The organism is Pantoea sp. Lij88 (assembly GCF_030062155.1).
Taxonomy (GTDB): Bacteria; Pseudomonadota; Gammaproteobacteria; order Enterobacterales; family Enterobacteriaceae; genus Pantoea.
The window spans coordinates 1,184,164-1,197,527 of record NZ_CP118269.1 but is presented as its reverse complement, the minus strand read 5'-3'; the positions used below and the strand labels follow the sequence as shown (position 1 = coordinate 1,197,527).

The following is a 13,364-nucleotide window of genomic DNA, read 5'->3' as shown; positions in this document are numbered from 1 at the left end:
TTATCCTACTGAACAATCCGGCGCACTTGAGATAACATGGCAGCCACATTCACATTCACAGCCATCCACAACAACAGACTTCCCATCAGAGATCCATTCCGGTGATCCTTGAATAATGGCATTGACACCATGCCCATCGACAGGGCAATTAATTTCATCGCCAACAAGAGCCACTTTATTTCCGTTCACAATTATGGTCGAAGATGCAGATATAACCTCACCGCCGTGAGTAGTTTTATCTCCGAGCAATACAAATCCTTTAGACATATAGTCTCCTGAATCGCTACATTGTTAGTTTGCAGACTCACTCAGCTTTTTACGCCATGTGAAATATTCACTTTAATTTTTTTGAATGCTACACAGGCCATATTTATAAAAACTCATCAATTCAAAAATTGAATTTCTGTTATTTTTCTCGGCCACTGACAGATAGAGTTTCATCACCATGCTAAAATTATCCTCAGGTAACTTCATTTTCTTACATTGACGAGGAGCATCACTAATTACAGGGTGGTTACAGTCAATATACATCCTTGCTAACATAAACTCAGAATATGCATCCCCGCTTTTTGTGGCCTCAGAGAACACAAAAAAGGCATAATAATTTGCAACATCGGCACTTTCACTAATAGTATAAGTACAGGCAAATGCATTATTATGAAAACCAGCAAGCTCTGGTTGTGTGTTAACACACCCTTGACGTTACGTTCACCTTGAAAATATTGTCAGTTTTCTACACAGCGAAAACCATAGCCTGGAGATTCTGTCTCCGGCTTATTACTTCCTCGCGTTATATTATACAGACCAAACATCGATCCTAAGTAACCCCTTACCACTTTTTCTGAACCACTAACTGGTCCATGAGGATCTTTTTCAGGCGAATGCTGGTAATAATCCTCTGCATACCAGTCACTAACCCAGTCGTGACCATTACCCATCATGTCATAGAGTCCAAGTGGATTTGGCGGGAAAGTGCCAACCGGAGCATGGTCATGGGTAAAATTAAGTTTTGAATCCGGGACGCTTAAATCATAAACATTGTCGCTATTTGCAAACTGTCTAAATTGCCCACGACTACGTGCAGCATATTCCCATTGGGCCTCAGTGGGCAATGATACTTTCCGCCCTAAAACACCACCTACCCAACTGCAAAATAAAGATGCATCCGACCAATTAGCAACTGCTGGATAGGCATCGCCAATGTACTTAAACATACGTTCATCATACTTACCTTCAACTTTTCTATTCGAAATTTTCTTGTAATATTTATTGCTATCCTGCCCGGTTATAGACAACCATAAATTAAACTCCCTCCACGTTATTCTATTTTTTGTCATTTTAAAACTAGCCAAATCAACCCAATGCAGCGGCTTATTATCCTTATCAGGACTGAACGGTAATTTTTCTCCAACTAGAGGTCCAAAATCCCCCATTTGATAACGCCCGCCATCTACTGTTTTCATTGAGTCAACAATCAGAGAAGCTAATTTGTTTTTTTCTTTTTGATTCCTCTCATCATCGCAACCAGTAATCGCGATAATAATAGCCACAAAGATAGAAGCATTATGTGTTTTCATTACCCAATCTCCATTCCATTAACAACAACTCGAGTGCAACTTTCCATCAAGAATGGAGAAACTTCCATTAATGCTTTTAATTCATCACCCCGAATCTCTGTTGACTCAGGTAAGCTATCATATATTGATATTAAGTTTTTAGCGTAATAACTGGAATAGATACTAACCGTGGATACGTTTGGGACAACATTCCCAAGCCCATATGTTTGAACTTCCTCACCCAATGCAAGGAAATCAGCAACCTTCTGTTGGTTTGATTGCCATGAGTCTGAAACCAGGAATTATTTAGATAGATGCTGCATGACGTTTTCATAATCTCTTTTTGACTGAATCCAACGTAATGACAGCAGCACGGCCCGTTTTCTTGCACTATATATCACCAGACCTTCACACTTCGTTTGAGCGTGGCTTGCGGGGCTGGCTATATCATCCCAGAAATTACGCTCGATCAATGAAGCGATTGCTGCACCTTTACTTTCGGGAGGTGAATACCTTAAACATTCCCCATGCGTATCTAAAATATGCTGCATTAATTGTACACGCCGGTCCTTTTCATCCCAGCTGTCTCTTAAATTATCTAATAATAGTGCTGTTTCTTTACCTAAATTATCAACCAACTGATTAGCGCCGTGCATTCCCATAAGTAACGGCAAAGCGCAGAATGCATAAAAATCACCTTCTCTGATTACATTCTCTGATAGCTTTATGTAATCAGCATTCCGGAGCATGTAGGTTAAGCAAGGCATGAAATCGGTAATAATTGCTTCTCCATCTATATCAAAAGCAACGCTTCCTTTGCCTCCGCCTCCCCAACACATGCCACCCCTTGCCACAACCTTAACTCTTCCATTTTCATAACTGAATCGGAAAGAACCACTCCATCCCACTCCCATTTGAGCGGTTGCGCCTACAGCAACCTTAGCCAGTTGCGTGTATTTCGATTCTTTATTTTTACTATCCGGATTTAACCACTGAATAGACCCTGCCAGGTTAACTGAAGCCTGAGCACCAGCAAAAACGGTGAGCTCCCCTGTCGCTTCTGAATCCTTCACTGCCTGGCTGATATCTATTTTTCGTTGCCCTGGAGGGGTATTATCATCTGAAGCACCAGGAACTCCCTTCGCCCAATTATTTTTTACCGATACACCTAAGTCAACTCCCAGGCTTGCCCCAGCACTACCTGTAAGAACCAGTTCAAAATCAAAACGCAATACGCCCAGACTTCCCATTCCCCCACCCATTTCAGGCTTCAGGGGATAGGTCATGGTAATACCGTGTATATCAGGGAGTGAGAGCGTAAATTTACTCCTGGACTCAGCAAGAGCGAGGCCTGCATAGGCACTTGTTTTTCCGCTAGTAACAGCTTCTCTTTTTTAGTTTTTTACCCTGATTACGAAAATCTACTTCAAACGGGTTTAGCTCCTCTGTCAGCCCCGCGCCATAAGTCCAGCGCATGAGCTGAGATTGAGAATCTCAGTTTTCTACACAGCGAAAACCATCACCTGGACCTTCATAGTCAGGCTCACTTTTTCCTCGTGTAATGTCATACAATCCAAACATGGAGCCCAAATAGCCTCGAATCACTTTCTTATCGCCTTTTTCTGGACCTTGCGGGTTTTTCTCTGGCGAATTTTTATAATAATCGTCAGAATACCAATCACTCATCCATTCATTTCCATTTCCCATCATGTCATATAAACCTAAAGGATTTGGAGGGTAAGAACCTACAGGTGCCATATCATGAGTAAAGTTAAGTTTATTACCCGGGTCGTCGAGGTTATGCTGGTTGTCACTGTTTGCAAATTGAAAAAATTGACCGCGACTACGCGCAGCGTATTCCCATTGAGCCTCCGTGGGTAGAGTAACAGATTTCCCCGATATTTTTCCAACCCATTGACAGAAGGCTTTCGCATCATTCCAGTTTACTGAGGCAGGATAATTATCTCCTGTTGGTTTTCTAAATCGCTCACTTGTGTCTTTTTTTGTAGCCCATTGGTAATACTGGTTTTCACTTCTCCCAGTTAAATGGTTCCATTTATTAAAATCATCCCAGGTGACTTTATATTTCGTCATTTTAAAACTGGAGAGTTCAATCCAATGCAATGGTTTATTGTTTTGTTCTGGGCTGAAAGGTAATCTCTCACCGACAAGAGGTCCAAAGTCTCCCATCTGGAAACGCCCTCCCTTAACAGAAATCATGGTATTAACAATCTCATCCGCGAATTGCTTCTCACTACCTGCATTAACTTTCGCATTATCACATCCAGCAAGAAAAATTCCTGATATTGATGCAATAATAATTAATTTATAGCGGCTTACCATAATCATAACTCCTGTTCTCCTACAATTACACGGGTACAACTATGCATGAGTGCAGGAGAAATTTCTTTTAACCTATGTGTCTCATTACCTTTGACCTCCAGAGTGTCTGGCAAGCCAGACCAGATATCCATTAGATTTTTTGCATAATGGCTGGGTGATATTTTAACTCTAAGCGAGATAATACCACCGTATTCACGCTCATCCTCTCCTAGCGCGAGGAAATCAGCAACATCTTGCTGATTTCCTCGCCAGGAACCTACGGCGTTGAAGTCTTTAGAAAGGTGCTGCATTACATTTTCATATTCACGCTTAGACTGAATCCATCGTAAACATAAGAGCACAGCACGTTTTCTGGCGCTGAACATAACTAGTCCTTCACATACTGTTTGCGCATTAGATGCAGGGCTGGCGACTTCATCCCAAACGTTATGTTCAATTAAAGACGCAATTGCAGCCCCCTTGCTTTCTGGTGGGCTATATTTCATACACTCACCTTGAGTAGCCAAAATTTTATTCATTATTTTCACTCTGTTTTCTTTATCACTCCAGCTTTTCTCGAGTTCAACTAATAATCTATTTGTTTGACTCCAGGTTGCCGTGGCTAAGTTATCAACGCCATACATTGTAATTAGTAAAGGAAGTGCGCAGAATGCATAAAAATCACCTTCTCTGATTACATTCTCTGATAGCTTTATGTAATCAGCATTCCGAAGCATGTAGGTTAAGCAAGGCATGAAATCGGTAATAATTGCTTCTCCATCTATATCAAAAGCAACGGTTCCTTTGCCTCCGCCTCCCCAACACATGCCACCTCTTGCCAAAACCTTAACTCTTCCATTTTCATAACTGAATCGGAAAGAACCACTCCATCCCACGCCCATTTGAGCGGTTGCGCCTACAGCAACCTTAGCCAGTTGCGTGTATTTCGATTCTTTATTTTTGCTATCCGGATTTAACCACTGAATAGAACCTGCCAGGTTAGCTGAAGCCTGAGCACCAGCAAAAACGGTGAGCTCCCCTGTCGCTTCTGAATCCTTCACTGCCTGGCTGATATCTATTTTTCTTTGCCCTGGAGGGGTATTATCACCTGAAGCACCAGGAACTCCCTTCGCCCAATTACTTTTTACCGATACACCTAACTCAACCCCCAGACTTGCCCCAGCACTACCTGTAAGAACCAGTTCAAAATCAAAACGCAATACGCCCAGACTTCCCATTCCCCCACCCATTTCAGGCTTCAGGGGATAAGTCATGGTAATACCGTGTATATCAGGGAGTGAGAGCGTAAATTTACTCCTGGACTCAGCAAGAGCGAGGCCTGCATAGGCACTTGTTTTTCCGCTAGTAACAGCTTCTCTTTTTAGTTTTTTACCTTGATTACGAAAATCTACTTCAAACGGGTTTAGTTCCTCTGTCAGCCCCGCGCCATAAGTCCAGCGCATGAGCTGAGATTGAGAATCAAAACCAAATTTACTCCCCTGGTATGGAGAATGTTTAAGGCTCTCATTCATATCTCTGGCCCATTGCCCAAGAACACCCGTATGCTGTTCTAATAATTCCTGTTCAGCCTTCAGCATTTTTGGCTTTATCTTACCTGCCTGGGATTTAAGCTTGTCATAATCAATCCTTTCCCGTGTTTTGACCTTTCCTTCACTATCAGTATATGACTCAGTGACAACAAAACTTTTGCTTCCGGATTTTTTATCTCCCTCCTCAAGCGGATAACGTCGCCATTTACTGTCAATTTGATCTGAGCGGGAATAGATATAACGAACGCCTTTCATATTTCCGCGAACTTCAATTAATTCCATTAGCCCGACAGCACTCTTGCTACTGCTGTCAAGAAGTGTGGCCTTTGGAAGTTCTTCTGTGGGTGAAAGAGTCGTCAGCTTTGCTTTCAGCTTTTTATTAACATCATCAAGCCTCTGGGCTTCTTGTTGTATCTGAGTTTGGAGGGCCTGTTTTTCCCCAACCTGCCCCCAGTTCAATTTTGTGCACTGAGTTGTTAAATCATCGATGCGTATTTGCGTATCAACCTGATCACCTAACAACATGTTTAGGGCATTACTTTCCTGTTCAAGTTCATCACCATCAACAGCAAGAAATGTTTCGCTGTCTGCATGGAAATATAGTCGGGTGCCAGTAGAATGATTAGCTTTGATGCCATTTGCCCGCATCCCTGTTTTACCACTACCATGAAAGGTATCTGTCGCATTACCCATGGAGGCAACTCCTGTTAAATTTGTTCTGATGTGTCCGGGCTAATTATCCGAGTTCAACTTTTATCTTGTCTGATAATGCAGTGAAGATTTCAGCGGTTTTGCCCTCAGAATCTGTTACCCCCGAATAAATAACCCCCTTACCAGTCGTAATCCGATAGCGAGTGTTAGGTGTGATCTGCCCGGTTTTATCATCGTGCGCCACGAAATACTCACTGTAACCAACAGGAAATTCAGGTACGGAGGATGTAGAGCTGGCGGCACTCATTTTCTGCGCATTAGCACATTTCCACAGGATATTGCCTTCACAGCCCAGAATAATATTCTTACCCTGCAACTGGATGAACGACCCATCCAGATTTTTCAGCACGACATCTTTCGCTGCCGTGATTTCAACCCGCCCTTCCGTACTGGTTACGGTCACATCCTTTTTGGCTATCGCATCAAGCGCATCATCCTGAGCCTGAATTTCTACCTTTCCCCTAGCCGCAAAGAGTTTCATCCCAGCTTTACGAGCGAGCATGCTCACGGCTTCACCCGCCGCCACGGTAAAGCGCTTAAGTGCGCTGATGTCAGTATTCTGTTGGGACATAATCCCGACGCTGGCGCTTCCCGAGGCCATACGCACTGCCTGTGGGCTGGTGATGCTCACGCCTTCAGGTGCATTCAACACCATCCCTGGCTGCACGAGATCTTTGAGGGCATTAGTCAACCTCACCTGACTCTGAATATCCGCGGGTAGCGCCTGCGCGGTTTCAGCTGCATCTGACATGCTTCGGGCAATACTCAGTGCATTCTCGAGCTGGGCAATCGCCTCCCGCATGGAAAGCATCTTGTCCCCGGCAAACGGCTGTTTATCTGCGGTGATAAACACTCCAGCACCTCCCCGGATGGAAACATGTCGGTCAGTACGCAGCTCAGCACCTTCGCCACGAAGAGCGCGAGAAGCGTCTACATTATGGCCTAAGTTGAGTTGGGTCTTTCCGCCATACTCCGTACTGAGCTTGACATGCTCTTCGCCGCGCTTGTCCTCCATTCGCAGCTTGTTCAGGCCAGCTGTGCGGATAACATTGCGCGTGCTGTTAGCTTCAGTAACGTGGTCAACGTGGCGGGAGTCGTGCATAGCATGGGCGATATACGGGCGATCCGGATCGCCTTCATGGAATGCAATGGCAACTTCAGTGCCCTGTATTAGCGGGAAGTGGAAGCCGTATTTGTCACCACCGTAAGGTTTGGCAAAACGCACAGGCATACTTTCCATGCCCTGGCGTTTATCGTCGCGGTCAGCATCGAACTTCACCCGATACATGCCGGATGCATCCTGCCAGGCGTAAATGTCGTTATCCCTGGCGCTGGTTACACGGGCTGTCAGGGTGCCGCTGACCACCGGGCGTTTTTTGGCAGCAGGACGCCAGCATCGGTTTTCGTAGTACGGCATCCCCTCCCACATCACGATCAGGGCATCTTTACGACTGGCTATATAGCCCGTGCGGGTAATGATAATGCCGTTGTCCGTTTCTGATGGCAGTGTCGGTGGTACGACACGTTCACTGATGGTCAGCACCTGGGCCGGAGAAAGCAGGGCATCATTGCTGCAGCCGCTGATAGTGGTCTGTCCTGACAGAAAACGCTCGTGCTCAAGGCGAGCCCAGAAGTTACCGGTTTCCGCTGACGGTGTGATTTTGTCGCCACGTTCAAGATGACGCGGCAGGTAGTGATAAACCTCACCATAGGTAACACCATCACCGTCGCCACGGGTCATGTCCGCCGGGACAGAGGTCAGGATATTCTGAGCTTCACGGTGATTGTAATCACTGGCGATAACATTACGTTCTACCACGTTCTGTCGGACGTTAACCCCCCATACCGAGTCAGCAGCATTATCACTCATCCCTGACGGGCTGCTGAGCGGCAGAGACTTACCGAACGTCCATGCGCTCTGCTTGTCTGCGAAATGCACCACTTCAGTCTGGGTGTCAGGCTGCAGGGTAAAGAAATAGAAAATCCCCACTTCGGCAAGAAGACGCTCAATGAACGCGAGGTCGTTTTCCCTGTACTGGTTAATCTGTTCACGCTTCGGATAATCGGCTTTGAGCGTGAACTCATACTCCCAGCCTTTCAGGCCATGCTCCGTGAGCACCTCTGCAACCACTTCCGGCACCGACTTATTGACAAAAAAGCGGTGGGTACGGAATTGCTTGCGCAGCAGAGACAGAAAAGGCTCAATAATAATCTGGTACGTCGCCTGATCACGTGAGCCGCTGATACGCTTAAAATGCGTCACCACGCCATGCACCACTTTCTGCCCGGTCAGCCCCATCAGTGGCCCTGTTCCCATGGTCAGCGTGGCAGGCCTGGTCAACAGTTGTGCTGAACTAATATTCTGATCGCTGCTGGTAAAGATAATCTGGTAGTAATAAAGCTCACTCATGAACTCCTTACCGCTGAAATTCTCCACATCAATATCTGCCGTGCAGGACGGAATATCCAGGCGGTAGCGGTTTAGCCCGCCTTCAGTTAGTGCAGCCAGGGTGTACTTCAGTGTATCTGTCAGACTCATGATATTGACTCCATGGGATAACCTGCTGTCCATGACTTTCTTGCCGACAGGTAAGTAACAGGTTTAATCAGGGGTACTCAGCGCGTACGAAAAAGAGTGATTGCGACTCCAGCCCCAACAGCACACATGAGGGCTTTAACCAGCAACACGGTCATTTCAAAGTTGTCCATCGCATATTCCCCATCACCACTGACAGGAATAAAAGGCTTAATAACGTGCAAATAAAATCTTCAAGTAGAAATAGAACACCAACGATAACAAACAGAAATAAGATGAAAAATTTCAATCTATTAGCCACCCCAACGTCAGGAAACAGAAGATTAATCTATATATTTATAAAAAACTTTAAATACGCACACTCATTACACTTGCTATTCTGGCACCTTAATTGAACCATAAGGCCTTGCGAATTCGCGATCTGTCAAAGGCAAATTATACACTTGATTATTATTAATACCGACACCAACGACAAAGCTTCTCGCTTCTTTGTTATCAAGTGTTGGATGAAGTACAAACTCAACAATATACTTGCTACCATTTTTAAAATGAAAATAAGATGGAGGAATACACAATTCACCTTCAATAATCTTAAGGCCGGGAGAAAAATTAAAATCTTTCTCCTTTGAAGGCGTCCCTCGCAGATTGATACCCATATCTACTGGCTGATAATCTTGTGCATTATCAATATTCACGCAAACATTATCACCCTTTTTACTCACCTGTGCAGTTTCATCAAAACGAAATCTGTCACCTGGCCCAGGGCATCCCGTCAGGATTGGAAGACAAAAAAACACTAACAACAAAGAGGTAAGCTTAATAAAATAGTTACTTCTCACCATGGAAAACCCCTCAAAACATTTTTATATCCCTCACATATCACCGACTCAGAAGTATCCCCATCGAGCGTAATATCGGGATATCTTTTATTTTCAAGGTGACTCCAGATCTCATACCCAAATATCTGTAAAACAAAATTATCTGCAATAATCTGCGCCTGCTGCTCCATCGGATATTCGCTTAAGAGACGACCATCAAGGGTATAACGGTAACTCACCATCCAGCTCACCAGTCCTCTGAAGATCACTTTCATTCCTTTTTCACACTGCCAGACATGACTCATTTCATGGATGAACAGATGCTGAAAACTGTCGGTTGTCTGTGAAAAATCATCAAAATATAGATCACGAAAATAGATCTCCCCATTTGGGGTCATCGCCGTATTCTTATCCTGTAAATTGAAAGGAAGATAACTCACTCTGTGTATCCATACTTTCGAATAATCAATAGTGGATAGAAAAACAGATTGAGCCAACTTTATCTCACCAGGAGTGAGTAGTCTGATACCACCTTCTTTTATATTGAATTGATCCTGAGCTTCTTCAGACATTGGCAAACTCCAGCACAATCCCTTCTTCATCATTCCATCCCAGCGTCAGAGACTGCGGCTTTTGCTTCGCCGCCATATAGGTCAGCAACTGCTGACTCAGCACCGGCAGGATTTGCTGGTTGAGCAGACTGTCGACATTACGCGCGCCGGTGTCCGGCAGCAGGCAGGCGGTGGTCAGCGCGTCATACAGGCTTTCGTCAATTTTGGTGGTCAAACCGTAGTGTCGGCTCAGCCGCTTGCTCACCTGGGCGAGCTTCATTTCGACGATGGTACGCATCGCCGCTTCCGCCAGTGGGCGGTAAATCACGGTCTGGAAACGGGCCAGCAGCGCCGGCTGGAAGTGGTCGCGCAGTATCGGGCGCAGGAGTTCGTGCAGGTCGCCTTCAGTAGCTTCCGGCTGCTCATCGAGCAACTGCATCAGGTGATCGCTGCCGAGGTTGGAGGTCATCAGGATGACGGTATTACGGAAGTCGATTTCACGCCCTTCGCCGTCGCGCATAAAGCCGCGATCAAACACCTGATAGAACAGGTTCATCACGTCGCGGTGCGCCTTTTCCACTTCATCGAGCAGCACCACGCTGTACGGATGCTTACGCACCGCCTCAGTGAGAATGCCGCCCTGGCCATAACCCACGTAACCCGGAGGAGAGCCTTTCAACTGCGATACCGTGTGCGGCTCCTGGTACTCGGACAGGTTAATGGTAATCAGCGATTTTTCACCGCCGTACAGCACATCCACCAGCGCCAGCGCGGTTTCCGTTTTACCTGTGCCGCTCGGGCCGACCAGCAGGAACACGCCCTGCGGGCCGTTCTCTGACGTCAGACCGGTCTTCGCGGCGCGCAGGCGCTGAGCGATAGCCTTGAGGGAAGTATCCTGACCGACAACACGCTGGCCGATTTCATTTTCAAGCGTCAGCAGTTCGGTCTGCTCGTCTTTCATCAGAGAAGACAGCGGTACGCCGGTCCAGTCGGCAATCACATTGGCGACCGTGCGGGTGTCCACATCCACCTGAACCAGCACATCGCCCTGCTGCGCCTGCTCCAGCTGCTGTTGCAGGCCGGAAATTTTAGCCTGCTGGCTGATGTCCTGACGGCTGGCCATCAGCTGCTGTGCCAGCGCCTTTTCATTGCTGAAGCGCGCTTCGTGCTCCTGAATTTGCGAGTCCAGTTCAGCCCGCTGCTGCTCAATAACACCCAGGCGGTCACCATGACGGTTGCTGCCGGCGGCAATATCTTCCAGCAGCGCCTGCTTTTCCAGCGCCAGAGCGGTCAGCTGTGCTTTCAGGCGCACAATTTGTTCTGGCACCGTATCGAGGCTCATTCGGACGCGCGCGGCGGCTGTATCCAGCAGATCAACCGCCTTGTCCGGCAGCTGACGGCCGGTCAGGTAACGGCGGGAAAGCATGACTGCGGCACGCACCGCGTCATCGGTGATATGCACGTTGTGATGTTCGGCGTAACGGGATTTCAGGCCACGCAGCATCAGGCAGGCGGTCTCGTCGTCCGGCTCGTCGACTAATACCCGCTGGAAGCGGCGCTCCAGCGCGGCATCACGCTCAAAATACTGTTTGTATTCGGACCAGGTTGTCGCGGCAATGGTGCGCAGTTCGCCACGGGCGAGTGCCGGTTTCAGCAGATTGGCCGCATCCGCGCCACCGGCCTGGTTACCGGCACCAATAATGGTGTGGGCTTCGTCGATAAACAGCAGAACAGGCACCGGCGACTGCTGAACCGCATCGATGACGTTTTTCAGACGCTGTTCGAACTCGCCTTTTACGCCTGCACTCGCCTGCAGCAGGCCGAGGTCAAGGGTGCGCAGGATCACCGGTTTGAGGGATTCCGGGACGTTGCCCTCAGCAATACGTAGCGCCAGGCCTTCCACCAGTGCGGTTTTACCCACGCCCGGTTCACCCACCAGAATCGGGTTGTTTTTACGACGACGCGAGAGGATATCGACCATCTGGCGGATTTCCGTATCGCGACCAAAGACCGGGTCAATCCTGCCTTCTTTCGCTTTGGCGGTGACGTCGAGCGTAAATTTGTCGAGTGCGTTCTGCAGTGCCGGATTGAGTTCGCCTTCCTTCACATCCGCGCCGACCGGGCGACCAACAAACTCCACCTCACTACCGTGACTCTGCGCCAGTCCGGCTTCCTGCTGCACGTCCGGACGTTCATCCGACTGTGCATCGAGCAACGGGCGCAGGCGCTCCAGCTGGCTCTTGCCCAGCGTCAGCAGTGGCCACAGCCCGTCACAGCGAACCAGTTTCTGTTTATCAATCAGCGCCATCAGCAGATGGATGCTGCGGATTTGCTCCTCACTGTTAAGAGAAGCAATCAGCCAGGCCTCCTGCACCAGGGTCTGAATGGCATCAGACAGTTGCGGGCGATGGCGTACCGAGCGCGGCTGCTTATCGAGCCAGCCGAGCAAATCCTGCCAGATGGCGTCCATATCCCACTCGTAGCGGCGGGCCAGTACGGTCAGGTCACCCTCTCCCTGCTCCAGCAGTTTCAGCAGCCAGTGCTCAGGCAGAATTTCTGCATGTGCGCGGGTCTGACACAGCGAGGCTGCCCCTTCCATCGCGCGGGCGCAGTAAGGGTTCAAACGTCGAAGAAGGATTGCCGGGTTTTCCATGTTTGCTTGCTCACTGTTGAGGACCTTTCAGGCACGCTACCGCCCCTGGCCGTTACCGAGGTCCATAAGGTCTGTTTCCGGGATGTGATGTTTTTTGCTCAACGCCCACACACGCAGACGTTCAGCAAAAACAAAAAAAGCGGACAGAGAAGCTCTGCCCGCTCGTGACTTACGCGGTGGCGCGTTCGTTCCAGGAATCGGAATGAATGATGTTGCCGTCTTTGTAGGTCCAGGTGATTTTTTCGTAACGCAGTTCAATGCGCTCAAGGTGGTTGTGCTTCTCTTTAGAAGGATCCTTGATGTCATACATTTCAGGATTCACTTTCACCACTTTCACGTTTTCGAGTCTGGTGTTGAAGTACTCCACTTCCTGGCCCGCGTCGTTGATTTTGTACCACCTGAATTCCGCAGACTTGAGGGTCTGACCGGTGGTCACCGCCTTGTACAGGTACGGACTGGACGAATCGATTTCCTTGGTGAACAGGAACGGGGTGTGGATACGGGTGCCGGTCAGCTTGCCGGTGTTGTTATCGGTCGGGATGTACAGGTTGTGCTCCTGAGCCACCACTTCGATACTGCCTTCACGGTCCTGCACGTCAACAGAACCCTTGATGTCTGCGCCACCGTCGTCTTTCAGCCAAAGATAAACAGGAATTGCCATGAGAAT

Annotated in this window: 10 protein-coding genes; all 10 read right to left on the bottom strand. The window is 47.8% G+C overall.

All coding sequences use genetic code 11. From position 1 onward, the window contains the following. Complete coding sequence (locus PU624_RS09480; RefSeq protein ID WP_283547412.1) at nucleotides 1-267, bottom strand: PAAR domain-containing protein; 267 nt, start codon at nucleotides 265-267, stop codon at nucleotides 1-3. 458 nt (nucleotides 268-725) lie between these two features. Further along, a complete protein-coding gene (locus PU624_RS09475; protein WP_283547411.1) occupies nucleotides 726-1,577 on the bottom strand; it encodes a formylglycine-generating enzyme family protein in 852 nt (283 codons plus the stop codon). Nucleotides 1,578-1,858: 281 nt separating this feature from the next. Then, a complete protein-coding gene (locus PU624_RS09470; protein WP_283547410.1) occupies nucleotides 1,859-2,842 on the bottom strand; it encodes a hypothetical protein in 984 nt (327 codons plus the stop codon). A gap of 208 nt (nucleotides 2,843-3,050) precedes the next feature. Further along, on the bottom strand, nucleotides 3,051-3,899 hold the full coding sequence (locus PU624_RS09465) for a formylglycine-generating enzyme family protein (RefSeq protein ID WP_283547409.1): 849 nt from the start codon (nucleotides 3,897-3,899) through the stop codon (nucleotides 3,051-3,053). Between the two features lie 2 nt (nucleotides 3,900-3,901). Next, nucleotides 3,902-6,121, bottom strand: coding sequence for a hypothetical protein (locus tag PU624_RS09460; RefSeq protein WP_283547408.1), 2,220 nt, complete (start codon nucleotides 6,119-6,121; stop codon nucleotides 3,902-3,904). Nucleotides 6,122-6,164: 43 nt separating this feature from the next. Then, on the bottom strand, nucleotides 6,165-8,678 hold the full coding sequence (locus PU624_RS09455) for a type VI secretion system Vgr family protein (protein ID WP_283547407.1): 2,514 nt from the start codon (nucleotides 8,676-8,678) through the stop codon (nucleotides 6,165-6,167). A gap of 371 nt (nucleotides 8,679-9,049) precedes the next feature. Further along, nucleotides 9,050-9,517, bottom strand: coding sequence for a putative T6SS immunity periplasmic lipoprotein (locus PU624_RS09450; RefSeq protein ID WP_283547406.1), 468 nt, complete (start codon nucleotides 9,515-9,517; stop codon nucleotides 9,050-9,052). Next, the gene (locus tag PU624_RS09445; RefSeq protein ID WP_283547405.1) at nucleotides 9,511-10,065 is read right to left on the bottom strand and encodes a type IV secretion protein Rhs; all 555 of its coding nucleotides are present in this window, start codon (nucleotides 10,063-10,065) and stop codon (nucleotides 9,511-9,513) included. The genes PU624_RS09450 and PU624_RS09445 overlap by 7 nt, the downstream gene beginning before the upstream one ends. Beyond that, nucleotides 10,058-12,697, bottom strand: a complete 2,640-nt coding sequence (gene tssH / locus PU624_RS09440; protein WP_283547404.1) for a type VI secretion system ATPase TssH — start codon at nucleotides 12,695-12,697, stop codon at nucleotides 10,058-10,060. Before tssH ends, PU624_RS09445 begins: the two co-directional genes overlap by 8 nt. 169 nt (nucleotides 12,698-12,866) lie before the next feature. Continuing rightward, a complete protein-coding gene (gene hcp / locus PU624_RS09435; RefSeq protein ID WP_050862713.1) occupies nucleotides 12,867-13,358 on the bottom strand; it encodes a type VI secretion system effector Hcp in 492 nt (163 codons plus the stop codon). Nucleotides 13,359-13,364: the final 6 nt, after the last annotated feature.